Annotated in this window: 32 protein-coding genes; 21 read left to right on the forward strand and 11 right to left on the reverse strand. The window is 60.9% G+C overall.

The window, feature by feature from the left end; all coding sequences use genetic code 11:
• Window positions 1–47 precede the first annotated feature (47 nt).
• The gene (locus AUR04nite_RS15610; protein ID WP_141366899.1) at window positions 48–449 is read left to right on the forward strand and encodes a VOC family protein; all 402 of its coding nucleotides are present in this window, start codon (window positions 48–50) and stop codon (window positions 447–449) included.
• 185 nt (window positions 450–634) lie between these two features.
• Window positions 635–1,192, forward strand: coding sequence for a hypothetical protein (locus AUR04nite_RS15615; protein ID WP_141366826.1), 558 nt, complete (start codon window positions 635–637; stop codon window positions 1,190–1,192).
• Between the two features lie 193 nt (window positions 1,193–1,385).
• Here the strand turns inward: AUR04nite_RS15615 and AUR04nite_RS15620 are convergent, their stop codons facing one another.
• Entirely contained in the window at window positions 1,386–1,868 is a 483-nt protein-coding gene (locus AUR04nite_RS15620) for an FABP family protein (protein ID WP_141366829.1), read from the reverse strand.
• A 121-nt stretch (window positions 1,869–1,989) separates the two neighbouring features.
• Complete coding sequence (locus AUR04nite_RS15625) at window positions 1,990–3,618, reverse strand: bifunctional NAD(P)/FAD-dependent oxidoreductase/class I SAM-dependent methyltransferase (protein WP_141366831.1); 1,629 nt, start codon at window positions 3,616–3,618, stop codon at window positions 1,990–1,992.
• A gap of 84 nt (window positions 3,619–3,702) precedes the next feature.
• On the opposite strand from AUR04nite_RS15625, the gene AUR04nite_RS15630 reads away from it, so the two are divergent.
• Both AUR04nite_RS15630 and AUR04nite_RS15635 read left to right on the forward strand, forming a co-directional pair.
• Entirely contained in the window at window positions 3,703–4,260 is a 558-nt protein-coding gene (locus tag AUR04nite_RS15630) for a helix-turn-helix domain-containing protein (RefSeq protein ID WP_141366833.1), read from the forward strand.
• A 130-nt stretch (window positions 4,261–4,390) separates the two neighbouring features.
• Window positions 4,391–4,831: a YtoQ family protein gene (locus AUR04nite_RS15635; protein ID WP_141366836.1), complete on the forward strand. Its 441-nt coding sequence runs from the start codon at window positions 4,391–4,393 to the stop codon at window positions 4,829–4,831.
• A 45-nt stretch (window positions 4,832–4,876) separates the two neighbouring features.
• On the opposite strand, the gene AUR04nite_RS15640 is transcribed toward AUR04nite_RS15635, so the two are convergent.
• Window positions 4,877–5,236 carry a VOC family protein gene (locus tag AUR04nite_RS15640; RefSeq protein WP_141366838.1) on the reverse strand — a complete coding sequence of 120 codons (360 nt, stop codon included), beginning with the start codon at window positions 5,234–5,236 and terminating at the stop codon, window positions 4,877–4,879.
• 56 nt (window positions 5,237–5,292) lie between these two features.
• Entirely contained in the window at window positions 5,293–5,634 is a 342-nt protein-coding gene (locus tag AUR04nite_RS15645) for a YciI family protein (RefSeq protein ID WP_141366840.1), read from the reverse strand.
• A gap of 237 nt (window positions 5,635–5,871) precedes the next feature.
• Here AUR04nite_RS15645 and AUR04nite_RS15650 point away from each other — a divergent pair, with 237 nt between their 5' ends.
• The gene (locus tag AUR04nite_RS15650) at window positions 5,872–6,312 is read left to right on the forward strand and encodes a DUF4259 domain-containing protein (RefSeq protein ID WP_141366842.1); all 441 of its coding nucleotides are present in this window, start codon (window positions 5,872–5,874) and stop codon (window positions 6,310–6,312) included.
• Window positions 6,313–6,669: 357 nt separating this feature from the next.
• Here AUR04nite_RS15650 and AUR04nite_RS15655 read toward each other — a convergent pair whose 3' ends face one another.
• Window positions 6,670–7,257, reverse strand: coding sequence for a hypothetical protein (locus tag AUR04nite_RS15655; protein ID WP_141366844.1), 588 nt, complete (start codon window positions 7,255–7,257; stop codon window positions 6,670–6,672).
• A gap of 73 nt (window positions 7,258–7,330) precedes the next feature.
• On the opposite strand from AUR04nite_RS15655, the gene AUR04nite_RS15660 reads away from it, so the two are divergent.
• Entirely contained in the window at window positions 7,331–8,212 is an 882-nt protein-coding gene (locus AUR04nite_RS15660) for a LysR family transcriptional regulator (protein WP_141366846.1), read from the forward strand.
• Here AUR04nite_RS15660 and AUR04nite_RS15665 read toward each other — a convergent pair.
• Window positions 8,205–8,792, reverse strand: coding sequence for an HAD family hydrolase (locus tag AUR04nite_RS15665; RefSeq protein ID WP_141366848.1), 588 nt, complete (start codon window positions 8,790–8,792; stop codon window positions 8,205–8,207). The two genes, AUR04nite_RS15660 and AUR04nite_RS15665, sit on opposite strands and share 8 nt — an antisense overlap.
• Before the next feature lie 80 nt (window positions 8,793–8,872).
• On the opposite strand from AUR04nite_RS15665, the gene AUR04nite_RS15670 reads away from it, so the two are divergent.
• The 4 genes from AUR04nite_RS15670 (at window position 8,873) to AUR04nite_RS15685 (ending at window position 11,493) form a co-directional block, all read left to right on the forward strand.
• Window positions 8,873–9,709, forward strand: coding sequence for an MBL fold metallo-hydrolase (locus AUR04nite_RS15670; RefSeq protein WP_141366850.1), 837 nt, complete (start codon window positions 8,873–8,875; stop codon window positions 9,707–9,709).
• A gap of 1 nt (window position 9,710) precedes the next feature.
• A complete protein-coding gene (locus tag AUR04nite_RS15675; protein WP_141366852.1) occupies window positions 9,711–10,148 on the forward strand; it encodes a protein-tyrosine phosphatase family protein in 438 nt (145 codons plus the stop codon).
• A 95-nt stretch (window positions 10,149–10,243) separates the two neighbouring features.
• Window positions 10,244–10,768, forward strand: coding sequence for a 2'-5' RNA ligase family protein (locus AUR04nite_RS15680; protein WP_141366855.1), 525 nt, complete (start codon window positions 10,244–10,246; stop codon window positions 10,766–10,768).
• Window positions 10,765–11,493, forward strand: coding sequence for a class I SAM-dependent methyltransferase (locus tag AUR04nite_RS15685; RefSeq protein ID WP_141366857.1), 729 nt, complete (start codon window positions 10,765–10,767; stop codon window positions 11,491–11,493). The genes AUR04nite_RS15680 and AUR04nite_RS15685 overlap by 4 nt, the downstream gene beginning before the upstream one ends.
• Before the next feature lie 9 nt (window positions 11,494–11,502).
• Here AUR04nite_RS15685 and AUR04nite_RS15690 read toward each other — a convergent pair whose 3' ends face one another.
• Window positions 11,503–11,826, reverse strand: a complete 324-nt coding sequence (locus AUR04nite_RS15690) for a hypothetical protein (protein ID WP_141366859.1) — start codon at window positions 11,824–11,826, stop codon at window positions 11,503–11,505.
• Window positions 11,827–11,954: 128 nt separating this feature from the next.
• Between AUR04nite_RS15690 and AUR04nite_RS15695 the strand changes: the two genes are divergently transcribed.
• Entirely contained in the window at window positions 11,955–12,431 is a 477-nt protein-coding gene (locus AUR04nite_RS15695) for a VOC family protein (RefSeq protein ID WP_141366861.1), read from the forward strand.
• A 299-nt stretch (window positions 12,432–12,730) separates the two neighbouring features.
• Here the strand turns inward: AUR04nite_RS15695 and AUR04nite_RS15700 are convergent, their stop codons facing one another.
• On the reverse strand, window positions 12,731–13,204 hold the full coding sequence (locus tag AUR04nite_RS15700) for a GNAT family N-acetyltransferase (RefSeq protein ID WP_141366863.1): 474 nt from the start codon (window positions 13,202–13,204) through the stop codon (window positions 12,731–12,733).
• Window positions 13,205–13,268: 64 nt separating this feature from the next.
• Between AUR04nite_RS15700 and AUR04nite_RS15705 the strand changes: the two genes are divergently transcribed.
• The 5 genes from AUR04nite_RS15705 to AUR04nite_RS15725 all read left to right on the forward strand — a co-directional run bounded on the left by AUR04nite_RS15705 (window position 13,269) and on the right by AUR04nite_RS15725 (window position 18,616).
• Window positions 13,269–13,724, forward strand: coding sequence for an acetyltransferase (locus AUR04nite_RS15705; protein ID WP_141366865.1), 456 nt, complete (start codon window positions 13,269–13,271; stop codon window positions 13,722–13,724).
• Window positions 13,725–13,935: 211 nt separating this feature from the next.
• Window positions 13,936–16,149, forward strand: coding sequence for an MDR family MFS transporter (locus AUR04nite_RS15710; protein WP_141366867.1), 2,214 nt, complete (start codon window positions 13,936–13,938; stop codon window positions 16,147–16,149).
• On the forward strand, window positions 16,146–16,625 hold the full coding sequence (locus AUR04nite_RS15715) for a MarR family winged helix-turn-helix transcriptional regulator (RefSeq protein ID WP_141366869.1): 480 nt from the start codon (window positions 16,146–16,148) through the stop codon (window positions 16,623–16,625). The genes AUR04nite_RS15710 and AUR04nite_RS15715 overlap by 4 nt, the downstream gene beginning before the upstream one ends.
• A gap of 100 nt (window positions 16,626–16,725) precedes the next feature.
• The gene (locus AUR04nite_RS15720; RefSeq protein ID WP_141366871.1) at window positions 16,726–17,499 is read left to right on the forward strand and encodes an isocitrate lyase/PEP mutase family protein; all 774 of its coding nucleotides are present in this window, start codon (window positions 16,726–16,728) and stop codon (window positions 17,497–17,499) included.
• Between the two features lie 22 nt (window positions 17,500–17,521).
• Window positions 17,522–18,616 (forward strand): tellurite resistance/C4-dicarboxylate transporter family protein, encoded by a 1,095-nt coding sequence (locus AUR04nite_RS15725; RefSeq protein WP_141366873.1) that lies wholly within the window; start codon window positions 17,522–17,524, stop codon window positions 18,614–18,616.
• Here AUR04nite_RS15725 and AUR04nite_RS15730 read toward each other — a convergent pair.
• Both AUR04nite_RS15730 and AUR04nite_RS15735 read right to left on the reverse strand, forming a co-directional pair.
• Complete coding sequence (locus AUR04nite_RS15730; RefSeq protein ID WP_141366876.1) at window positions 18,606–19,103, reverse strand: mycothiol transferase; 498 nt, start codon at window positions 19,101–19,103, stop codon at window positions 18,606–18,608. The genes AUR04nite_RS15725 and AUR04nite_RS15730 overlap by 11 nt on opposite strands.
• 40 nt (window positions 19,104–19,143) lie before the next feature.
• Entirely contained in the window at window positions 19,144–20,028 is an 885-nt protein-coding gene (locus tag AUR04nite_RS15735) for a GNAT family N-acetyltransferase (protein ID WP_218024697.1), read from the reverse strand.
• 111 nt (window positions 20,029–20,139) lie between these two features.
• Here AUR04nite_RS15735 and AUR04nite_RS15740 point away from each other — a divergent pair, with 111 nt between their 5' ends.
• A complete protein-coding gene (locus tag AUR04nite_RS15740) occupies window positions 20,140–20,835 on the forward strand; it encodes a VOC family protein (RefSeq protein WP_141366880.1) in 696 nt (231 codons plus the stop codon).
• On the opposite strand, the gene AUR04nite_RS15745 is transcribed toward AUR04nite_RS15740, so the two are convergent.
• A complete protein-coding gene (locus tag AUR04nite_RS15745; RefSeq protein WP_141366882.1) occupies window positions 20,832–21,875 on the reverse strand; it encodes an LLM class flavin-dependent oxidoreductase in 1,044 nt (347 codons plus the stop codon). The two genes, AUR04nite_RS15740 and AUR04nite_RS15745, sit on opposite strands and share 4 nt — an antisense overlap.
• A 111-nt stretch (window positions 21,876–21,986) precedes the next feature.
• On the opposite strand from AUR04nite_RS15745, the gene AUR04nite_RS15750 reads away from it, so the two are divergent.
• The 4 genes from AUR04nite_RS15750 to AUR04nite_RS15765 all read left to right on the forward strand — a co-directional run bounded on the left by AUR04nite_RS15750 (window position 21,987) and on the right by AUR04nite_RS15765 (window position 24,116).
• A complete protein-coding gene (locus tag AUR04nite_RS15750; RefSeq protein WP_141366884.1) occupies window positions 21,987–22,307 on the forward strand; it encodes a hypothetical protein in 321 nt (106 codons plus the stop codon).
• Window positions 22,307–23,113 carry an alpha/beta fold hydrolase gene (locus AUR04nite_RS15755; RefSeq protein WP_141366886.1) on the forward strand — a complete coding sequence of 269 codons (807 nt, stop codon included), beginning with the start codon at window positions 22,307–22,309 and terminating at the stop codon, window positions 23,111–23,113. The genes AUR04nite_RS15750 and AUR04nite_RS15755 overlap by 1 nt, the downstream gene beginning before the upstream one ends.
• A 102-nt stretch (window positions 23,114–23,215) precedes the next feature.
• Complete coding sequence (locus tag AUR04nite_RS15760; protein WP_141366888.1) at window positions 23,216–23,680, forward strand: GNAT family N-acetyltransferase; 465 nt, start codon at window positions 23,216–23,218, stop codon at window positions 23,678–23,680.
• 4 nt (window positions 23,681–23,684) lie between these two features.
• Window positions 23,685–24,116 (forward strand): OsmC family protein, encoded by a 432-nt coding sequence (locus AUR04nite_RS15765; RefSeq protein ID WP_141366890.1) that lies wholly within the window; start codon window positions 23,685–23,687, stop codon window positions 24,114–24,116.
• The last annotated feature ends 53 nt before the right edge of the window (window positions 24,117–24,169 follow it).

Genomic DNA, 24,169 nt, shown 5'->3' on the forward strand with positions numbered 1-24,169 from the left:
TTCCAAGAAGCATTGACGGGGTGGCCGAAGCTCCTGAACATAGTGGAATGAGCCTTTACATCACCTGCCCAGTCGATAATGTCGAGCGTGCCAAGGCCTTCTACTCGGCATTAGGATGGACGCTGAATTCGGAGATGTCTAATGAATCTGTCGCATGCTTTGCCATTGCGAAAGACCAATATGTCATGCTTGGAAGCCGTGAGATGTACGCGAGCGTCGGCGGCGTTGAAGAGCTGATCGGCGGCCCGGATACTCCATCGAAGGTCACGATCTCTTTCGACGTGGAAAGCAGAGAGGCTGTTGATGAACTCGTCGAACGCGCAGCTGCGGCCGGCGGGCGAATAGGCGATACGGATGAGTATCCGTTCATGTATCAGCGCCAATTCGACGACTTAGACGGCTATCACTATTCGCCGTTCTGGATGAAGCCAGACGCAAAATCCGACTAGGCCTTCACTGTCATCGGGGTTTTCATTCTTTGCAACGTCTGAACTAGATGACCGTCAAGATTGTTGAGGTATGGATACGTCAACGAGAGATCCATGGGCAATTCTGACCATGGTTCTTCCTACCTGAGTGCGGCTCGGCCGTTATACGCTTTTTCTTCAGCAAGGTAAGTCGGATAGGAGAACCCATGTCATACATGAAGGATCAGTTGATCAAGAAGCTGCCAACAGGAATGACAATTCCCGAACCTCTTGAGCGTGCTTGGAACTGGATGGAAGCGCAAGGTTGGGGAAGTGGGGAAGGCGAAGAGTATTTTCTGACTCCTTATGCCGGAGAACGGCAAATGGGAATCGTGTTTTCAACAGACCGTACCCTAGAAGGCTGGTTCGAAGAAGGCCAAAATGGATTCGATAAGATGTTTCCGATTGCAGAGATTTCCGGTGATGGTGGCATCGGTTTGATGTGGCTCAGAGGCGACGGCGAAATCGCTTTCGCTGGATTGGGCGGATTTGGACCGTTCCTCTTAGCGGAGAGCGCCATCGATTTTTTGCGGTTGATAGCCATTGGAAAACACGAACTTGATTCTCTGCTGTTGACCATGGAAGCCGAAGATGAAGAAGCCACCGCACACGCAGAATTCCGCTCTTGGGTCATTTCTGAGTTCGGTGTCGAAGTTCCCCTAACTTGGGAAGAATGCCCAGATCCTGATCCATTTGAGGCTTGGATTGAAAGCTTGGAGAACTAAAAAAGCGACCATGAGGGTTTGATGAATTGATCTGCGAAAATGGACTCCACCTGCAGGCTGTGAAGATATCGCTACCGCAACCTGCTGGGGCAGTGCTTGGTCATCAAGTCACCCAAGTGGCAGCACTGGAGACGATTGATCAACACTGAGCTGTAAATAGTGCTGAGAGACCGTCGGATAATTGGCTACAAAGTTAGCTTGTAGTTGATAGACGGTGGAGCACAGAAGCCAAATGGTGAGTCAGGGGGACACCAACAGCCGCCATGGCGAAGCTAGTAGACAGCTGGTCTGCTGACAGTTCCAGCTGGCGTCGCGTTGTCTGCACCTGCTTCGCGCTCGCCGAGTTCACCACCTGGGAATCAAGCTTGCAGATGAAACCTGCATCGGTGAGGTTCAAAGCACCTTGGGCCAGTTCGGTCTGCCCGGTGGGCTGGGCCAAGACGAACTCGATGGTTTGTGAATCAATGACGCGCAGGAACCCTGTTTCAGTGTGCATGGGAGCACCGGCTGGCGACCAGGTGCGCTGTTGATAATGCAGAAATGGCTTGCCCACATCGGTAAAGGTCAGCTCTTCGGTGTAGCTGAATGACTTGATGGTGGGGTATTCGCCGCTGCCCTCGCCGCGCCAGGTGCCCAGAAGCCCAGCAACAGCCTGTAGTCCTGGATGCAATGTCATTGAGGGTACTCCTTGGGCCGGGAACTGCATTCAGGTTCAGCTTAGTACGGGCATGCTGTGCATAGTACAAAGTGCCTCCCGGAATCATTTCAGGACTCGGAAGGCACTTCTTGCTGAGCTGCTAGCTCAATCGGCGAGCGCGAAGGACTTCGTCGCGCACGTGGTGGCCTGAGGCTGCACCGTGTGGGCGGTCGCGGCGTTCATTGACCAGGATTACCCAGTGCGGGGATGCTTCAAGCGCGGTGATGAAATCTTGAGTTGATACGAATGCTTCATGGTCGAAGGGTCTGGTGCCGGTATGGCCGGCGCGTGCCAGCGCCGCGCTCATCTCTTCTACGTCGTGGTTGACGATCAGCAGCTGTCCGCCCGGTGCTACGGCGTTGAGGAAGTTGGCGATGCCGCGGTGGTCGGGGGTGCGCGGGATCGAGGCGTAGCTGGCTGTGACGAGGTTGAATTGCTGGCCGCCGAATGGGTCTGCGGCGTTCGCGTCTGCGTTCAACAGCTTGACTTGCACTCCCTGCTGTTCTGCTCCTGCGTTCACGCGTGCAAGTGCGCGTTGGGAGATGTCGCTGGCGGTGACGTTCCAGCCCTGTTGGGACAGCCAGATGGCGTCCCCTCCTTCACCGGCTCCGATGTCCAGTGCGGTGCCGGCAGGCAGGGACTGAACTTCCGCCACTAGTGTTCCGTTGGGGTTGCCGCTCCACTGCTGCTCGCCGCTGTAGCGGCCTTCCCAGTCGGCTGCGTGGGCCAGCGGACGGGCGGCGGCTTCGAGATCTTCATGGGCCAGGTCGAAGGCGACCATCGAGCCTACCCGGCTTCCGGCGGCTGCCGAGGGCAACACTTGGAGCATCGGCTCGGTGAGTGTTCCTGCGGCGTAGAGTCCCGGAACGCTGGTGGCTCCGGTCAGGGGATCGGATTCGACATAGCTGGCAGTGCCGCTGGGGTGCTCGGCAATACTCAGGCCAAGTGCGGTAAAGGCTTCCACGCGTGGATGTAGCCGAGTGCCTGCCAGTACTGCTTCGCTGGCGACACGAGTGCCGTCGGCGAGTTCCAGCGCCTGCAGCGCCCCGCTGTCATCGTTGATGACCCGAAGAACGGGGGAGTCATAGATCCGGGCACCTGCGGCTTCAAGCTTCTGCAGCTGCGGTTCGCCGGGCGAGACATCCTGGTGGAGCACGATGTTCAATCGGCCAGTGAGCTGGCGCAGCAGTGGCAGGGCGTGCAGGGATGCGGCGGAGGTGACGATGGCGGTGATTGCCTGGTCTCGCACCTCGTATCCATGGCAGAACGGGCAGTGGAAGACCGCGGTTCCCCAATGTTCAGCCAACCCGGGAATCTGCGGCAGTTCGTCTCGCTGGCCTGTGGCTGCAATGACCCGGCGGGCGTAGATGCGGGTGGCGCCGGTGAGCTCTATGAGGAATCCTTCATCGGACTTCGTAAGGTTCGAGGCCTGCCCGCTGAGGATTTCAGCGCCGTAGGAGCGGACCTCGGCGCGTGCGATGTCGAGGAATTCTGCGGGGGAGCGGCCCTCGTGGCCGAGGTAGCTGTGCATGGCTTCAGCGGGGGCATTGCGCGGTGTTCCGGAATCAACCACGATCACCGAGCGGCGCTGGCGTGAGAGCTGCAGTGCGGCGGCTAGGCCTGCGGCAGAGCCTCCGATCACTGCAACGTCCACGTGGCGGGTGATGTTTCGCTGTGCGGGCGAGGAGTGGTGATGCTGGTGTTCTGGGTGCTGGTTGGTGGTGTTCATATTTCCACGATAACAACGTTGGCGTATACTGCAAAGAGTCTTGCAGTATTCGCAAGATGCCGAATTGCCAGTGAGGAAGTCGCCATGTCCGGAATTGAACAGATTGTCCGCACCCGCCTGCGCAGCCTGCGCCAGGCACAGGGGCTATCCCTTGACGACATGGCCGAACGTTCCCATCTGAGCCCTTCGACCATCAGCCGCATCGAAACAGGGAAGCGCGCGATCAGTCTTGACGTGCTGCTTCCGTTGGCCAGGGCATTGCGCACCGATGTGGAGGCACTGCTGGAAAACGATAGCGACGATGACGTCGTGATCCGTCCGGTGCCCTGCCAGGAGGGAGCCCACACCGTCTGGATGCTGTCCAAGGCAACGGGGAATATCAAAGCGCAGAAGGTACGCGGCGAGCCGACCGACAAAATTCCTGAACAGCGCGTCCATCCAGGGCACGACTGGTTCTTCGTCCTCGAAGGTAGGGTGAAGCTGTTTCTCGGGGATCGGGTGATCATTGTCGAGCAGGGAGAAGCTGCTGAATTCGCGACCATGACGCCTCACGCGTTCGTCGCCGAGGGCGGGCCGGCAGAAATGATCATGATTTTCGATCAGGAAGGCCACACGGTCCACCGCCACGACGGCGAGCAGTGAGACCTGCAAGCTGCCTCGATTGTTAAGCCGGCGTGAACCGCCCAAGGCAGAGATCCTGCGGCTTGCTAATAGGATGGGAATTTCGAGGACCTGACGAGTCCATCCATCTGAGTTTAAGGAGCCTTGAAGCATGAGTTTCAACGTCTACCTATCCGGCGAGATCCACACCGACTGGCGCGAAGAAATCCAGCGCGGGGCAGAAGCCGCCGGCTTGGACGTCGTTTTCACCGCACCGGTCACCGACCACCCTGCCAGCGACGCCGCAGGCGACTACCTGGGCGAGACCACCCCAGGGTTCTGGCGCGACCACCAGTCCTCGAAGATCAACGCGATCCGAACCCGCACGCTGATCGAAAAAGCCGATTTCGTGGTGGTGCGTTTCGGCGACAAGTACAAGCAGTGGAATGCCGCGTTCGACGCAGGCTACTGCTCGGCGCTGGGCAAGCCATACGTCACCCTGCACGACGAGGACATCGTCCACCCGCTGAAGGAAGTGGATGCCGATGCCCAGGGCTGGTGCAAGACCACCGACCAGGTTGTCGAAACCCTGCGCTACGTGCTTCAGCCCTAAGCGCCCAAAGCTGCCGCAACCGTTGAACCAACGGCTGCGGCAGCTTTACTTATTGGGCTGGTCCGTCGTGGACTGGTCAATGAGGTAGATCCGGCCGCCAAAAGGATCAGCCAAGCTCGCCCACCAGCCGCCTGGGATCGGGACTGGCTCCTCCAGGACTGTCAGCTTCTCCCTCCGAGCGCGGACCCAAGAGCGGACGTCGTCCACGCTGAGAATCGGGCCCGGCGCAACGCTGTCGGAGGTTGAAACATCCAGCATCAGCGTGACCTTGCCGTCGGCAGGGCTGACCGCCGCCGTGGTGTCGCCTTCCCTCCAATGCTCGTCCCAGCCAAGCACATTGCAGTAGTAGTCAAGAGCCTTGGCCAGATCGGGAACTGGACGATAAAACATCTCAATGTTTTCCATGCTTGGAAAGTAGCCACTGCCTGATGAACCGTCAATGAAAAGCGGAGAACTCGAAGCTAGTAGAGTCGCCTGAGCTGTTGCGGCCAACCGCAGGCCTCGGCAATCTTTCCGGCCCACATGCGAGCAGCCTCCTCATTCTCAACGTCGATAATCGTGAGCCCGCCGAGGTACTGCTGTCCAGGTGCAACAAGACCGGAGCTGAACTGCGGCGAGCCGCTAGTGGCATCGACGGCGACTGCCCTGTCCAGATCTTCTTCGACACCCGCAGCTGCCACCAAGATGCCCTCGGCCTTGGCTTGCTCGATCACCGCATTTGCCAATGGTCCGCGGCTGGCGAACCATTCGTCACTATGCTGGCCAACCCACTGCTGATGAAAATAAATGATGTATTGCGTCATTGACTGCCTTTGTTCGAAGGAAACCATTGCATTGCAGTCAGTCAAGCGTACGGCTGGGTGTAGCTCTTCGGCGAGGCTCGCCTTAGAACGAGCGGAGAACTTCTGCTATTCCTTGTGTACTTTCTTTTTCAGCACCGTTGGAAATCTGGATAGCGTGGGATCGTACCTGCGGGCATTCTCCGAGGCGTCAAGAGCGGCTAGTTTTGCGGGCCCTATATGTCGGTGGTGTAGGGCACGATGAAGGGGCAACGCAAAAATGACATCTTCGGCCGCAAACGCGGTCGACTAAAGAAGAAGGTGCCGTATATGGGTGCATGGGGAACGAGTCCTTGGGACAATGACGACGCAGCCGATTGGTTTGCCGATTTCTTTGACAGCGTTGATGTGGATGCCCGAATTACCGCCGCTTTTGAAGATGAAGACGAGCATGATCAGATCCGTGCAGCGTGCTACATGCTCAACGTCCTTGGGCGTACCTACGTCTGGCCCGGCGATCTTGACGCACTTGATTCGCTGTTGGAGCGTGGGAAGGAGCTTCTAAGCACCATGCTCGAAGAAGGGTCGGAATTCCGCGAACTCTGGGAAGACGACGAAGAAGTCCTCGCCGCGGTTGAGGAAGAATTGGCAGGACTGCAGGAACGGCTCAGCGAAAAATCGAACGGCGACGAAGAATCATAGTTGAACTTGGCGACCGGGCTGTGACTACTGCCGAGGTATCTCATTTCCGATATTGAAATAGTTGCCTGGCCGAACTGCTCGTGAGCCACAGTGGCGGTATTCTCGGGCACGGTTTCACCAAAGTCGGGTAGTTGATTGCCATCTGTTGCTGTGAAATCGCTACTGGGCTGAAAATTCAGAATTCGAGTCGGGGGCTGCTTGTAGCTTTCGGCTCGAATCATCTGAAGGCTGAAGCGCCGGAGTTGCCAATGCGTACACCCTAAACTTCTGGGCCTTCTTCTGCCCATTTGCGTGCGATCGAACTCGTATTTTCGCCCGATAAAGTGCTGCTACTTAACCGGTCCTTGGGCTTTAGGCCTATGGCTTGCTTAGACCCGAAGCATCGAATTCTTCCCAAGCTGCGGCCCACGAATCCAAGCAGCATTTCATCAACCACCACGACAGTGCTCGGCGGAGCCAGCGCAGCGCCCACGAGGTGATGGCAGCCAGCGTCGCTATGAAAAGGACTGTGATTGTTCCCGCGCCGAGATCTGCGGTGGACGAGACGACGCGATGGCCGGAATCATCGACGCTGATCAACACCTCTGTACTTTGATTTCGGTCTTCATAGAGGACCAGCTGATCGGTGAATCTTTCCCCGTTCCACCACCACTGGATCGTTTGTTGGTTGATGTCGACTGAATCAGCGAAGTCGTTGGCGATGACGCTTGCGGTGACTTGATGGGAAGTTTGACCGCTCGGAGCGAGTGTGGCCACAAGATTCTTCATCGGAAGAATGAGAACAACGGCGCTGATGATAATGGCGGTGGCAAGTACCACTGCCACAATGATGCCTCGCCGTTCAGCCGTGCTGCGTTGCGGAGCTAGGGGATTCTTAGCAGCCCGCTGTTCATGAGCAGACGTCGAATGAAAGCGGGACCATTCTGGTTTCTGCGAAATGCTCATGATTTAAGGGTCGTGCCATAAGATGCATCAGTCCAAGTGTTTATTCTGATCTAAAGCATAGAAGAGTCTATGTATGGAACTCCGACAACTGGTGCACTTTCTTGCTGTTGCCGAGGAAAAGCACTTCACGAGGGCAGCTGCCCGGGTGCACTTGAGCCAACCGAGCCTCTCTGCATCGATTAGAAGCCTGGAGAAGGAACTCAACAGCATTTTGCTCATTCGCAATAGCCGCCGCGTCGAATTGACGGAAGCTGGCCGGGCATTTCTGCCCTCTGCGCGCCGGGCATTGCTTGCAGTCGAAGATGGGCACGCTGCCGTCGATGCCGTGCAGGGCGTACTGAGGGGCACGTTTGCCATCGGATGCATCCAATTCCTCGGCGTTCTGGACTTGCCGTCGCTTTTGGTCGAGTACCACCGGAAGTTTCCAGGAATCAAAATTTCGGTAGTCCACGACAGTGTCGATTCGCTGATTGAATCCATCGGCTCGGGCATGCTGGACATGGCAATTGTCGACCGCCCGTTGGATCCCCGTACTGCGCAGATGCAGTCTCTGGGCAGTGAAACCCTCGTCCTTGCAGTCTCCGCAGAAGACCCGCTGGCACAGCAGAACTCAGTGGACTTGGCGCAATTGCAAGAGAGGAACTTCGTGGAGTTCAGAGCCGATTCATCCCTGCGAGCTAGGCTCGACGCCGTGTATGCCGCTGAAGGATTGCACCGGCGCATCTGCTGCGAGATCGATGACATTTCGGAATTGGTACAGCTAGTGGGTAAGGGGATGGGAGTCGCGCTGCTTCCTCCAGGCCCGATTGAACTCAGCAAGAATGTCATTGGGATACAAATTGAACCGGCGATCACCCGCGACCTTGTTCTAGCGACTCCTTCGGATCGGCCGTCATCCCCGTCAGCGAAGGCTTTTCTGCAGCTGCTTGAATACAAGGAGCAGGAATCTAGATGACGTTGACGTCGCGCAGCGCCCGACGCAGTCCAGCGATGTCACGAAAATGATGAGTGTGGATTCCACGAGTATGGGCGCCGGTTAGTTTCGAAGCTGAGTCGTCGGCAAAAAACACGCTGTCGGCTGGCAGATCTAGAACACGCAAAACGAAGTCGAATACTTCTGGTTCGGGCTTGGCCACACCGATCTCTGCTGAGTTGAAGATGTGGTCAAAATGCGGGGCAATACCTTGTGAGTGAAGTTCATAGGGAACTTCGTCGGTGCCGTTGGTGAGGATAGCGGTGGCGAAGTCACTTGTCCGAAGCTCATCGACCAGTTCTAGGACTTCGCCATCAACGCTGGGACGCAACTTGCTCCATTCCACAGCTGCTTGGGAATTTCCGATCTGCTCTCCGACTTGTTCAACCCATTCTCGGCGAGTGATTGCGCCTGTAGTCACCATCCCTAGCAGAGGTGTGCTGAAAGCTGTCGAATGGATTGCCCCATGAGCTAGATTATGGCGCTGTTCTATCTCGTCTATCGACTTGGAATCGAAGTGTCGAAGGACGCCATCAAGATCGAAAACAATTGCGCGGATCATGAGGCCATTGTGCCGGAGAAGACTATGCTGTGAAGTCATTACCGCGAAGGTTATGCCAAGAGACAAACCAAGGGAGCTTCATGGGCCACGGGACATGGGTCGAGGTTGGCAACCGGGCATTCCACCGAAGATATGAACCGGTCGATGTGAGCGTCGGCGTAATACTCTGCGAGCAAAGTGCGCTGGTCATTGACACGCGCAATAACCCGGCGGAAGCACGCGAGCTGATGGACGATGTGTTGAAAGACTTCGGCGTCCCCATCGCGGCTGCGGTCAACACCCATGCACACTACGACCACTGCTTTGGAAACCAGGTGTTTGCCGACGCAGGTGTCCCAATCTATGGTCATGCGCTGATGAAAAGGCACTTCGAAAACTACGAAGGCCCGCATCTGGCACGGGTCAAGAACAGTCCTGCCTCGGAACCGGACAAGAATTGGGAAGACGTCCGGCTGACTCCACCCGGGTTTGAGATTGCTTCCTGCACCGAACTGGAGCTTGATCAAAGAACGATTTGCCTTGTTCCGTTGGCGCATGGGCATACCGATAGTGATTTAGCTGTTCATGTCCCCGACGCCAACGTCTGGTTCTTAGGAGATGTGATCGAGCAGTCTGGACCGCCCATGTTCGGTCCCGACTCGGATATTGCAGGTTGGCCAGTCGTGCTGCATGAGCTGGCTCAAACTATTCGGCCGGACGCCACGCTCATTCCGGGCCATGGTGATGCTGTCGACCGGGACTTCTTAGTATGTCAAGCCTCGCACCTTGAGCTGCTGGCCCGGGAGATTTGTCAGGGCCTTGAGCAAGGGTTGGCGCCTGGGGAGCTGCATCTTTCCCAAGACCTTCGTCGGCTGTGGCCGGCAGAGCATCTGGCGTCGGCAATCGATGCTTACTTCGCAAAGAATGGGGGAGTCTGACATGGGGGCATGGCAGCCAGGACCAGGAATTATCGAATTTCCCGACGGACGCCGCGTGCGAGGCAGGGGTCTGAGCAAGCCGATCGATTCTTCGCAGGAACCAGAGCTTGGAGTGTACCTGTTGGGCCAGAGGCCGTCGGAAGCCAACTGGCCAACGCTGTGGATACCATGGCGGGATTTTGGCCTTCCAAAATCAACTGAGCAGGCCATTGAACTACTGCAAGAAGCCCACAGGCGAGCAGCGACCCAACGGGTGGAAATCGCCTGTAATGGTGGTACCGGGCGAACCGGAACAGCACTATCGATCATGGCAATTCTCAGCGGTGTACCGGCAGAAGACGCCGTGAAGTGGGTTCGGGAGCACTACCGCAAGCGCGCGGTGGAAACCCTGTGGCAAAAGCGCTGGGTTCGAACATCAGCAGCCGCATTGCCTTTGTGACTAGTACAAGAACCGTTCACCTTGCTAGATTGGAGCAGCAGTCTGGGAAAGCTTGCCTGGACCTGGTTGATCCGGATGATGCAGGGAGAGAACGTATGAGCAGATCGCCCGAAAACATTCTGCTGCACCTTTCGCCGTCCGAAGATCAACAGATCCGCGGGCTATTCGCGGAGTTGGAAGCACGAGGATTTCCACGGCAGCAGCAGACTCCGCATATCTCCCTCACCTTTGCCCCGGCCATAGCGCCGGACGTCATACAGTTGGCCTCGCAACTGCTTCCTCCACTCATCCCCTCGAAGCTACGCAGGGTGGGAACCGTCGTATTTGGGACGAAGCGGAAGCAGACGGTCGCATGGCTGCTGGAAGCCAGCGACGACTTGGAAATTGCCGCTCGCAATATCAGCGCACGGAATCCTGAGGGACGCGGGCCGCGGTGGACACCTCACCTCACCCTTGGCTTGAGGCTGCCCCGCGAAATCGTCCCCGACTACATCAAGGCGCTGGACGAGCTGACTTCCCCACATCTGCGAGAACTCACCGCAGCCGAGGCAGTGTACTGGCGCCCGCGCATTCAAGAAGAAACGATCCTTGCACAGGCAGGAATACATCTGGCACCATGAGCTCCAAAGACTATGATCCACGGATTGTCGACCTCTATGACGGGCAGAATCCCGACGGCCCGGACCACGAATTCTACCGTCGACTGGCATATAAACACCGGGCGCAAAAGATTCTCGACCTGGGCTGCGGGACAGGGATACTGACGGTCACACTGGCGAAAGATAATCGACAAGTCACTGGCTTGGATCCGTCGTCGGCCATGCTGAACTTTGCATCGGCTCGGGCAGGATCCGAGCGCATCCGGTGGGTTCACGGCGATTCGCGTTCAATCCCGGACAACGGCTACGACCTGATGATCATGAGCGGCAACGTTGCGCAGCACATCCCCGAAGAGCAATGGCAGAGCACCCTGGAAGCTCTCCGGTCCGCCGCGGCACCCAACGCCCGACTAGCGTTTGAGAGCCGCAGCCCGTTGGCCAGATCCTGGGAGCAATGGGCCATGGAGCCAAAGACAATTTCCAACACCAGGCAAGGGGTATTGGAGGAATGGTGCACCGTTGCGGACCTTGGAGCCGGTCGGATCTTGCTTCGCTCGTACAACAACTTTCGCGACGCCGGAGAACTGGTCGTCGAGGAGGTGACGTTGAATTTTCGCAGCCGAGAACGCATTGCTGCAGACCTGAAGAATGCCGGATTCGACGTGCTGAATGTATTTGGAGACTGGGATGAAACCCCATTTGATTCAAGCCAAAGAATAATGATCTTTGAAGCAATAGCACGCTAGCTGCCGAGGCTACAGGCCGCCGGTGCTATTTCGCTTCGCCCGTTGATACTCCCACGTCATGCTCAATGCCAGTTTGATGGCTTTTGAATCTCCAGCAAGCTGAGCCTGCACCTTGTCATGTGCTTCCCAGCGCGGCGGCACCCCGAAAGTTTCGGGATAGTCAATGAGCAGCTGCTCCCGGTGGCTGTGCGGGACGCGGATCAGAATCGTGCCGGGGACGTCGGGCCGCATCACCAGCAGCCCTTCCACGTACCACCCGATTCGACCCGCCACTTTTCTCGGCTGACAGCCGCCGAGACTTTGTAGATATTGCTCTATGTCTTCCAGCTCCATTTGGCGATGCTACTGCCTTGGGTTCGCCCTGCCTAGGGGATTGGCAGGTGGAGCGGAAAATCGTTGACATGCTTGGCAGTTGCTCAGAGCCCTTGGAAAGCCGCAGAACTATTTTTTAGGGTGGCGCCATGGAAGCAATTACTGAACTGCGCAGCCCGCAAACCATTCTCTTCAGCGCAGACGTCGACAGATCAGCCAACTTCTACCGGCTCCTTGGCTTTACAGAAGTGTTCAGGGTGCCGACAGAAGGAACACCGATTCACATCGATATGGAGTTGGACGGATATCGCATTGGATTTGCGCTCATAGATTCTGCTCGAACCGACCATGGCCTGAACCCGGTTGATGAGGGACAACGTGCAACGATCACCCTGTGGACCGAGGACACCCGTGCAGCGGTGGCAAGTCTTAAAGAGCGGGGTTTCAAAGTGTTGCACGGACCTCACGAATACCTCGGCAGACTGCTGATCGCATGGATCATCGACCCCGACGAGCACCCCATTCAAATTGTGCAAAATCTTAGATCCCGGCAGCGGCCTGACCGCATGGCCACTGAATCGGCTGAGTGGGCCGTGCTAGCAGCCCCTAGGGAGGAGAGGACCTGAAGACCGCCGGGATGAGCCGGTGAAGCTTGAAGACCTTGCCCGGGCCAGCGCCCGGAATCTCATTCATAATCTGTCCACCATCGCGAAGCATGGCTCTTCTTCCACGAACACGGTCCTCGGATCAAGGACCCGAGCAAGGCGGTGGCTTCGTTCCACCGCGAAGCAGGCCATCACATGCCCGCCTCGAGTTTAGGGTTGGCAATCATAGGCCAATCCGTCAAGCTCTTTGACGGAAGTCTGGAGTTTCCGCCAACATCCGTTGGTTGCCGCGGAACGCCTGCAGTCATAACGGTGCCGGGCTAAGAAGTCAGCGGCTTGACCATGATCAGGCAAGGTGTTTCGGCGCCCCAGAGGTCGGTTTCTTCCAGGGGGAGAAAGCCGAATTTCTTGTAGAAGCGCCGGGTCTGGGCATAGCCCCGATCGGGGTGCGATGGGCCGAGGGTCTTGACTTCCAGGAGCTTGACGCCGCGGTGCCGGGCGTCGACTTCAATGGCCTGCAGCATGGCGGTGCCGATGCCGCAGCCGTGGGCATTCTTGCTGACCACGGTGAGGTGGACTTCGCTGACGTGCTGGAAGTGGTGGCTGACCAGGGTCAGGCCGAGAACCTCGCCTCGCTCATTGCGGACGGTCCACGTATCCAAAGTCTGTGCATCGCGAATATACGCGGCGTTGGAATCAGGCTGCCCGAACCATTCAGGGACGGTGGCTAGGAGCCGGGCAGCGTCTTCGGGGCAGTTCCGGTCCCTGTTTGCCTGCCATTTTTCGTGCTCCACGTGATGTTCCCCATTCCGGGCCGCTCATGATTGAGAATTCTCAATCACTCTATAGCATTGAAGCATGACCGAAAATGCTTCTCCTGTTTCCATCCGTCCTTGTAGCGGACCGGCCGAATATGGGCGCCTTGTCCAGATCTGGCGTTCGGCTGTCGATGCGACCCATGATTTCCTCTCGCCCGCCGACAAATTGGAAATCGAGGCCCATTTGGCTTCCGACTATTTCCCGCAGGTAAAACTGAGCGTCGCCGAGGTGGGCGGGGTAGCTGTCGGTTTTGCCGGGACGCTCCATGGCAGCCTTGAAATGCTCTTCGTGCATGATTCGTACCGAGGCCGCGGCGTCGGAAAGGCGCTGCTCAAGCATGTTGTTTCCGAAGACGATGTGGCGACAGTTGATGTCAATGAGCAGAACCCTGGGGCGGCCGGGTTCTATCAGCACGAGGGCTTCTCTATCGTCGGGCGCAGTGAGGTGGACTCGGATGGCAGGCCTTACCCGCTGTTGCACCTGAAAAATAACTGAGAATTTTTCGCCGTCTCAACCGCCTCGCTGGATGCTCTCGGCAAACGAGTTTTACGGCTGCGACTTGGGAAGTTGGTCGCCCTGAGGGTTTGTCAGAAAGTGCATAGTCCAACTATGCAATAAGTTGACAAGTCTCAACTTATTTTTAGATAGTTGAGTAATGTCAACTTCTGCGCCCCCGGTTCAATCCGACCAAAAACAGCCCGCCGCGATGAAACCATCGCAAGTCATGCTCTCCATCTCAGGCCTGATGGCCGCCATGTTCACGGTGCTGGTTTCCTCCACTGTCGTGGCGACCCCGATGCCTGAAATCGTCGCCGACCTGCACGGCACCAACACCGAATACACCTGGGTGCTGGTGGCCGCGTTCCTGTCCATGACGGTATCCACCCCGATCTGGGGCAAGCTCTCGGATATCTTCAACCGCAAGCTCATGCTGCAGATCGGCCTGGTCGTCTTCGTGATCGGCACCGTGGCGGCGGGCTTCTCCAGCCAAATCGGGGGAGATACCCATGAGGGAGCCATGTCATGGCTGATCGGCTGGCGCCTGGTGCAGTCGGTAGGCACCGGCGGCCTGATGGCCCTGGGCCAGGTGGTCATCGCCGACATCATCTCACCGCGCGAACGCGGCAAGTACATGGGCATCATGGGCGCGGTCATGGCCGTGGGCCAGATTGGCGGCCCGCTGCTGGGCGGCGTCATCGCCGATACCTGGGGCTGGGAATGGTGCTTCTACGTCTGCGTGCCCTTCGCCGTGGGCGCATTCATCCTGATCCAGACCACCTTGCACATCACCCAGATCAAGGGATCGACCAAGATCGACTACCTGGGCTCCGCGCTGATCATCAGTGGCATCTCGCTGCTGCTGATCTGGATCTCGCTGGGCGGCAAGACCCCGGATTCCGGCGGCTTCGCCTGGGACTCCACTCAGAGCATCGTGATGGCCAGCGCCTCCGGCGTGCTGATCATTGCCACCGTGATCTGGGAATACTTCGCCAAGGAACCAATCATCCCGATTCGCCTGTTCGCCCAGCGCACCTTCGCCCTGGCCTCCATTGCCTCCATTGCGGTGGGCGTGACCATGTTCGGCACCTCCGTGTTCCTGAGCCAGTACCTGCAGCTGGCCCGCGGCTTCACCCCGACCCACTCGGGCCTGCAAACTCTGCCCATGGTGCTCGGCTCCATGCTCGGCGCGATCGTCGTCGGCCAGCTGATTTCCCGCACCGGACGCTGGAAGAAGTACGTGGTGGGCGGCGGCGTGGTGCTGACCGCCGGCCTGTACGTGATGAGCCTGATCAGCTACGACACCGAACTGTGGTTCGTGGACCTGGGCATGTTCCTGCTGGGCCTGGGATCCGGCGTGCTGATGCAGAACCTCGTGCTGGTGGTGCAGAACTCGCTGCCGCCGCGCCTGCTGGGCGCCGGCTCCGGAGCCATCGCCTTCTTCCGCTCGCTGGGAGGCACCATCGGCGTCTCCATTCTCGGCTCCGTGCTGGGCACCCAGGTGGCCAGCAAGATGACCGACGGCATGGGCTCGATCATGGAAAAGATCAACAAGGCCGCCGGCGCCCCACAGCTGCTGGTCGACCACCCGGACTGCGCCGAGAGCCTCAAGGCGCTGACCAGCGGCCAAGTGCCAGCGGTCAACGACCTGTGCGAGCCGGTGCGCACCGTGGTGGAAAGCGCCTACGGCGAATCCATCGCCTTCCTGTTCCTACTGGTGGTCCCGCTGGCAATCGTCACCCTGGTCTGCGCGATCTTCCTGCCGAACAAGCCGCTGTCCCGCAAGACCGCCTCCGAGCAGATTGAAGAAGAGCTCGGCGCAGAGCTCTCCGCGCTGGAGCCTGCAGAACGTGGAGGCAGCGGCTTCAACGAGCTGGTAGCCACCGGAGCAATCACCCTGCCCGACGAGAAGGAACTGGCGGCCGCCCGCGCCGAGCACCGCAAGGTGCGCCGCATGGACGAACGCGACCTGGCCGAGCAGGTGGTGCGCAGCCGCGAGAAGGCCGAGCTGACGCTGGCCCAGGCAGAACTGGATGCCCAGCACGAGGCAGGCCGCGCCAGGGTCATGATCGAAGAGCTCTCCGGCGCGCTGGCGCAGGCCCGCGACGCCCACGCACAGATCGAGGCGCAGTTCGCCCATGCCCAATCGGCGCTGGAGGCCTTTGACCAGCGGCTGAACCTGCTCAGCGACAAGGTCGTCGAGTCCGAGCGGCGCGAGCTGGAACAGCGCCTTGAACGCCTGGACGCCGAACGCCGGGAGCTTCGCCTGCAGGGACGCCACGCGGCCATCGACCAGCTCAAGGCCCACGCCGCCGAAGCTGAGAAGCCGGCTGAAGCAGTTGAGCCGGAGGCACAGCAGGATGCCCAGGCGCAGCCGATGCAGCCGGAGCAGCCAACGGAGGCGGGAGCGCAGCGGCCGTGAACGGCTGCTCGGCCGGCGACCTGGACGACATCCAGACCGCCTTCGCCCGGCTCGGGCCGCTGATGAAGGTGCGCATGGCTGACTCAGCCGCGCTCTTCCACCCCCAGCTGCGCAGCGCCGGCTTCACGGTGCTGCGCATGGCGCTGATCCACCAGGCCCGCACCCCCGACAGGGTGCTGGCGGTCTCCGACATCGTCGCCGAAACCCAGATGGACAAGTCGGTGGTCTCCCGGCAGCTGCGGGACCTGAAAAGCTGGGGGCTGATCGAGTTGACCCGCAGCACCGAAGACGCCAGGGTCTTCCAGGTGCTGCCCACCGAATTGGCCCAGCAGCGCTACCGGCAGCTCAAGCGCAACAGCTATGCCGAGTACCGGTCGCTGCTGGATGCTTGGGATCCGCAGGACGTGGCGCAGCTGGGCACGCTGCTGATGAAGCTGGTGGCGCAGGTCGAAGACTCGGGCAGGCTGGGCGCCTGAGCCGCTGCCAGCACCCACTGCCTGCGTCCGTTGCCAGTGCCCGGTGCACCGCCTAGGCTGGGCTCAGAACCCGAACACTGTTTCCTGAAAGGAACATGCCATGTCTGAGCTCAGCACCCGCACCGAAGCCCTGGCCGCGGCCCATGCCTCCGGAGGCCTGCTGGTGCTGCCCACCGTCTGGGACACCTTCAGCGCGCAGGTGGCGGCGGATGCCGGATTCGCCGCGCTGAGCATCGGCAGCCACCCGGTGGCGGACTCCATCGGCAGCCAGGACGGCGAGAAGATGGACTTCGGCCAGTACCTGCAGATCACCCGGCGCATCGTCGACGCGGTGAACCTGCCTCTGAGCGTCGACGTCGAATCCGGCTACGGGCTTCAACCTGCAGAACTGATCGGCAGGCTGCTGGAGGCCGGAGCCAGCGGGGCGAACATCGAAGACACCGTGCACAGCCAGGGCGGCAGGCTGCGCGAGCGCGCCGAACACGCCGACTACATCGCCGCGGCGCGCCAGGCCGCGGATGAGGCGGGACAGCCATTTGTCATCAACGGCCGCACCGATGCGTTCAAGGCCGGCACCGCGGTCTTCGCCGACCCGCTGGCAGAAGCAGCAGCGCGCATCAAGCTCATGGAACAGGCAGGGGCGCGCAGCGTCTACCCGGTGGGGCTGGGCACCACAGACCAGGTGGCGGCCATGGTGCAGGCGGTGGGCGTGCCGGTGAACGTCACCGCGCACCCGGTCAACGGGCACGGCGCCGGCGGGCTGGGGGAGCTTCAGGCCCTGGGCGTGCGCCGGGTCAGCTTCGGCCCGCTGTGGCAGAAGTGGCTGGCGGAACTCTCCTCGAAGCAGCTGGCCGCCTGGCTTCCCCGCCCCTAGCGCCGGGTCTTAGGCTGGGAACATGAGAAGGACGCAGCAGGGGCAAGACGAGCGCCGGACAGCCACTGCGGCGGGCAATCCGGGATTGCTCCGGGAACTGGAGCACCTCTCGCCGGGCTACTTCGCCCTGGTCATGGGCACCGGCATCATCTCCATCGGCCTGCACGACGTGGGCCAGGAAGCGGCCTCCAGGGTGCTGCTGGCCATCGCCGCGGCCAGCTATGTGCTGTTGTGGGTCCTGTATATCTGGCGGGCCTTCGCCTTCCGCGCCGCCATGCTGGCAGACCTGCGGGCCCCTGACATCGCCTTCGCCTACTTCACCGTGGTGGCCGGCACGGATGTGCTCGCGGTGCGCCTGGGCGCAGCCGGCTGGATCCAGCTGAGCCTGCCGCTGGTGTTCTTCGCCGCCTGCCTGTGGTTCGTGTTCGGCTACCTGCTGCCCTGGCAGGTGCTGATGACCCGCGACGGCAGGCCGATCCTCTCCCGCACCAACGGCACCTGGTTCATCTGGGCGGTGGCCAGCCAGTCGCTGGCCATCGGCATGAGCGTGATCCAGCCCCATGTTTCCACCGGAAAATACCTGATCGGCCTGCTCGCGGTCATGTCATGGTCGGTGGGCGTGGCGCTCTACCTTGGCATTGCCGTGCTGGTGCTGCTGCGCATCGTGCACTTCGGCATCACCCCCAGGGAATTTGAGCCGCCCTATTGGGTGGCCATGGGCGCCATGGCCATCGCGGTGGTGGCAGGCAGCAGGATCATCCAGATGGAGTCATCGCCCATGGTGGATGCCACCAGGGTGCTGATTGCCGCCACCGTGGCGATGTTCTGGAGCTTCTGCCTGTGGCTGATCCCGATGCTCATCGGGGCAGGGATCTGGCGGCACCTGGTGCACAAGGTGCCGCTGAAATACGTGCCGACCCTGTGGTCCATCGTCTTCCCGCTGGGCATGTTCGCCGTAGCGTCGATCAACCTGGGCCGGGTGGACCGCCTGCCGGTAGTGGAGGCGGTGGGCCACGGGGCGCTGGTGGTGTCGCTGATCGTCTGGGCCATCGTCTTCACCGCGATGCTGCGCCACGTGCTGATGGCCTGGTGGCGGGGGCGCCGGCCTACTTCTTGAGCGCCCCGGCGGCGTAGGCAGCCTGGGCCACGTGGGCGGTCGCGTCGTCCACGATGGACACCAGCCGCACCGCACGGGTCACCGGCGGCTGCCAGCGCTCGTCGACCACCTGCTCGAATTCTTCTTCGCTGAGCGTTGCCACATAGCCTTCCAGGGCGTTCAGCGAGGCATCCACATACTCGATGAGCAGCTGTTGGTCGTTGACCACGATCTGCCGGGCCTGCTCCTCGGTGTGCCCGTAGCCAATCGTGTCTCCCAGTTCGCCCAGGTTGAAGCGGTCGCGGTAGTCCTGCCACAGCTGCGGCTCGCCGCGCAGGTCCGCGAGCTGCGCGTCGACCTCGCGCCCGGTGTGCCACAGCAGCCAGGCGATGGAATTCGGGTGGTCCGCCGGGTGGGCGTTCAGCTCCTGGACGGTCAGCGGGCGCAGGTTGTGCGCGGCATCGATGGGACGGTGGGCCATGCCTGCAAGGATCTCATTGATGTTCATAACGCCCATTGTGCTCCACGCCAGCAGGCTTTGTAAGCCCCTAGGAGGCGCTGCGCACCAGCGTGAAGTCGGCGACCGGGGCGTCGGCGGCGAACCCTGCCGAGACGTAGGCCGCGATGGCTGCGGTATTCGCGCTCGTGGTGCCGACCATGGCGCTGGAGGCGCCCATGGAACGCAGCGCGGCCGCGGCGGCCAGGCTGATCGCCGTCCCGTAGCCGCGGCCCCGGTGCTGCGCGTGCACCCCGATCGGTTCCAGCAGCCCCGGTGCGCCGGGTCCGGCGGACCACACGGCGGCCACCGCCGCCGGCTGGCCGTGCGCATCAAAGCCCAGCAGGCACTGTCCCTGGGCATAGAGCGGATTGCCGGTCATCCGCAGCCAGCTTTCCTCCAGCTGATCCAGCTGCCGCTCGTCGGCCTCGGCTGACCGAAACGCGCTGGCGTGCACCGCCAGCCACTGTCGGGCCCCGGAGGCATCGATGGCGTCAATCCGCAGCGAAGTGGCCGGCACCGGATCGGCCAGGGAACGGCGCAGGGTGGTCCAAGATTCTCCTTCCTGCCAGCCGGACTCCGTGAGCAGCAGGCCCAGCCGGCGTGCGCCGCGGGCCTCCACAGACACCGTGCCGGTGGTGAAAATGCGCCGGGCCACCGAGTTTAAGTCAGCTGCCATCTGTTCGGCCAGCGCTTGGTCATCGCGCAGCTTTGGGTTCACAGCGATGCGAAGCAGGTCGGGGCCGTCCAGCAGGCCGATGGCCGCCAGCGCCCGGTCCTTGAGCCAGAACCTCAGGCTGTGGGCCGTGGCGTCCAGTCCGCGCAGCGAGTACCAGCCAAGATCGCCCGGGTGCAGCTGCAGCGGGAGCCGGTCATCCTGCCAGCGGGCAAGTTCTCCGGCGGCGCCGGGAATCTCGGATGCGGTTGGAGTGATCATTTGCAGTCCCATCCGGCCATTCAAACAGTGGGCGCCGGCACTGGCAAGGGCAGGCGAATTCTTTGCCGGAACCCTTCAGGACCAGCCCCGGACTTGGGTAGTGTAAAGCCCATGTACTTGGAAAACATTGTCTTCGACGCGGTCCACCCGCGCAGCTACGGCCAGTTCTACGAGCGGCTGCTGGGCACCGAAAAGCTCACCGATTCGGAGCACGGCTATGAAACCCGGGCGCGCTTCGACGCCGACTTCGCCCTGGACTTGTGCTTCCCGACCGTGGAACAGATACCGCAGCGCACCGGCCGGCTGCGCTTGATGCTGCGCGGACGCCAGGAGCAGTTCCACGAAGCCCGGCTGGTGTCTGCCGGAGCGGACGTCCAGACCTTTGAAGACCCTGGTGGGCACCTTTTCCGCGCGGACATCGACGGTCCGGAATACGCTGAAGACACCGCGCGCGTGGAAGCCATGGTGCTGCAGTCTGCCGACCCATGGCGCGACGCGCAGTTCTGGTCGCTGCTTACCGGCTGGAAGCTGGTCGATGTTCCGGGCACTCCAGCGCTGATGCAGCTCGGCGTGAACAGCCCGGTGCTGATGTTCATCCGAGAGGAGCAGGCCAAGCCTCAAGGCGTGAAGAATTCGATGCACCTTGACCTGCGGCTGGAGCCGGAGGACGACCCGCAGGAGGTCTACGACATGGTGCAGGACGCCGGGGGAGTACAGCAGCATCCGGATTGGGGCCAGCTGCCGTGGAAGGTGTTCCAAGATCCCTCGGGCAATGAATTCTGCATCCTGCCCGCCTACGCCGGCTAGGCGGTCGCGTCAGGCCGCCAGCCCAGCACCGGCCCCAGGCGCTGCGCAATATCGGTGAGGATCTGCTCGTAGTCCTGCTGGTTGAAGCTGAAGGGCAGCGCAAAAGCCACTTCGTCGACTTCCCTGAACCCCGCATGGGCGTAGAGCTGCTCGGCGATCTGTTCGCTGGAGCCGATCAGGTCCTTGGCGAAGAGCACGCCGCGCGGCCCCTGGGCGGCGGTGGTGCGGGGTGTGCGCTCGGCGACGTATTGCTCGTAGCGACGGACCTGTTCGGGGGTGGCCGAGTCGGTGGGGATCACCACCAGCCCCTGCGAAACCCGTGCCTGCTGGTGCCCGGCCTGGACGGCCGCCTGTCTAAATGCCTGGATCTGCGATTGCTGGACCAGGTCGAACCGCGGATTCGGATGCTCAGGTCCGGCGAACACCACGGAGCTGGTGAGCAGGTTGAATCCGTGTTCGCCTGCCCGGCGGGCGGAGTCCAAGCTGCCGGCCCCATACCAGAGCCGGCCGCGCAGCGTGGGGGAATGCGGCTCAACGCGGGCGGAGAATTCTTCCACCACACCTTGCTTGCCGCGCAGTTCCCGCAGCTCTTCTCCGCTGATATAGCGGGCAAGACGCGCCGCGCGTTCGAACCCGAAGTCTTCCTGATCAGCGGTCTCCGGGTAGAGCTCATGCTTGATGGTGTCAAAGTTCATCGGGGTGCCGACGCTGATGCCCGAGTTGATACGGCCGCCGGAGAGCAGATCAACGGTGGCCAGATCTTCGGCCAGGCGCAGCGGGTTTTCCCACCCCAGGGGAGTGACAGCGGTGCCCAGCTGGATGCGGCTGGTGCGCTGGCTGGCAGCCGCCATGACGGCGATGGGCGAAGAGATGCCATACTGCAGATGTCGGTGGCGCAGCCAGGCGCTGTCGAAGCCCAGTGCTTCGCCCAATTCGATGATTTCCAGCGTGCTGTTGTGCCCGCGGGCCGGGTCGGCCGGGTCGAACAGGCCGATGGTCAAAAATCCCAGCTTGCGCAGCGGTGCTCCCGGCAGCGGCATATTCGCTCCTCGCGTCTCGAAGTCAGCCCCATCCTAGCGCTGAGCGCCCCTGCATCCGCGTGGAATGTAACGAAGCATGTCAAAAGCTGGACCAGCAGATACACAGGGCACATGAATCAAGCAGCGTTCTTCAGCAGGCGGACGATCGGCCCGCAGCTGTGCCTGGCCGGACTGGCGGCTGTAGTCGGCCGCGGCGTAGCACTGGTAACCATGGCAATATTGTCTACCGGGCTGGGAGTGGCCGGCACGGTGGGCGGTGCGATCTTTTTGGCCTCCGACCCGCTGATGGCCCTGCGCTCCTTTGCCCCGGCGCAGATGCCCGCCGACGGGTTTTGGATCATGCTCGCCTGCCTGGCGGGCCAGACGATCTTGGCAGTTGCAGTCATCCGCCGGGTGAAAGACGAAGGCAATGCGAGAAGGGAAGGCGCTTGATGAGCGAAGTGCAGTATCGTGCCGGCGAAGGGATCTTGCTGTTCATGATCCACGGCCAGGGGATCGACCACCGGCTGCTGCTGGCCCTCGAACCTGCCCTTGAACAGTGCGGCATCTTCGAAAGAATCTACATCGACCTGCCCGGCATGGGCAGCTGCCCCGCACTGGACGGAGAAGGCTCGCTGCAGGAATATGCGCAGTGGCTTGAAGCGCGCATTGCAGGCATTGCCGCGGGAAGAAAGTTCGCGCTGCTGGGCAACTCCATGGGAGGGCTGTTGGCCCAGCACATCGCAGACAGGTTCCCCGGACGCATCCTCGGCCTGGCGCTGCTGGCCAGCGTCGTCTATCCGCAGCAGGCCCAGCGCTCCCTGCCCGCCCGGCAAATCGCCCACACCGACGAGCACTTGTTCAGCAAGCTGGATGCGCAGGACGCCATTGCCTACAAGGAAATGTCGGTGGTGCAAACCGAAGAAAACTGGCTGGCCTTCCAACGCTTCGCCCTGCCGGGGATCCGCAGCGCGAACCTGCGGGCACTGGCCAGGCTGGGCAAAAGATACGTGCTTGAACCGCTGCCGGTGCACGGCACACGGGTGGAGGATTTCCCAACGCTGATCCTGTGCGGGACACTGGACCACATCTGCGGATTCGACGACCAGCTGGCGCTGCTGCGCCGCTACCAGCAGGCCGCCTACCAAGTCATCAAGCGCGCCGGGCACAACCTGCACCTGGACGCGCCGCAGCAGGTTCACCAAGCACTGCTCGACTGGGCGCAGAAGGTGGCAGGCTACGCGGGCCAGCCGCACTAGGGACAGTAGAAGTTGTTATCAATCCGTGCTTGTGCCAGCTGAAGATACAGCGATAAATTTCGAGTAGCGGCGCCTAGCCGCACAGAGTCAGAAGGAGTGGCAATGGAAGATCTGCTCGTTCTTCGTGACTGGACCAGCATCGACGAGGTCCCCGAACTCCTGGATGTCTGGCGAAATTCTGCAGAGGGAGGCCGCGACCTGCTCTCGGCCGCAGATATCGATGCGGTGGCAGCGGCCCTGGAAGCCGTCTACACCCAGCAGGTGAGGGTGCGCATTGCACAAAAGGGGCAGCGGATCATCGGCTTCTCCGCTTTCAGCCCCGGCAAGATCCAACTGCTGTGGGTGGCCCACCACGACAGGCACATGGGCATCGGCAGCGCCCTGCTCAACGACATCCTCGACCTAGCGCCGGGCATCTGCGTGCAAATCAACGGACAAAGCCCCAAAGCCCTCGAATTCTTCATAGAGCACGGCTTTGAAATCGATGTATCCATCCAAGCCCAGGAACCGGGGCTGCGCATCGACCTGCGCCACGTACCGAACGCCGTGGAGGACATGGCACGATAGATCCATGAGTGAAAATACCCGTGCGCTGCGTGAAGTCACAGTCGAGCGCACCGAATCCCGCCAGTACCGCGCCACCAGCCTCGCCAGCGGAGCGAGCATTGAATTCGGCCAGGGCGAAGGCCTGCTCTCGCCGGTGGAACTGCTCCTGGCGGCCATCGCAGGATGCTCCTCCATCGACGTCGACGTGGCCACCACGCGCAAGAGCGAACCGGAAAAATTTGAGGTGTCGGCTTCCGGGTACAAGCTTACCGAAGACGGAGCAAGCCGCATGGAGGACATCCACCTTGGCTTCGACCTGAAGTTCCCAGACACCGAGGAAGGCCGCAAGGCCGCAGGAATGGTCGAGCGCATCGTCAAGCTCTCCCATGACAAGTACTGCACCGTCTCGCGCACCGTCGAGCTTGGCGCCAAGGTCACCAGCGAAGTAAAGAACTAGGTTTTGCCCCGTGCAGCGGGCGCCGCCAGGATGAAATTCCCGGCGGCGCCCGC

Origin of the sequence: Glutamicibacter uratoxydans (assembly GCF_006539925.1) — a bacterium.
GTDB lineage: Bacteria > Actinomycetota > Actinomycetes > Actinomycetales > Micrococcaceae > Glutamicibacter > Glutamicibacter uratoxydans.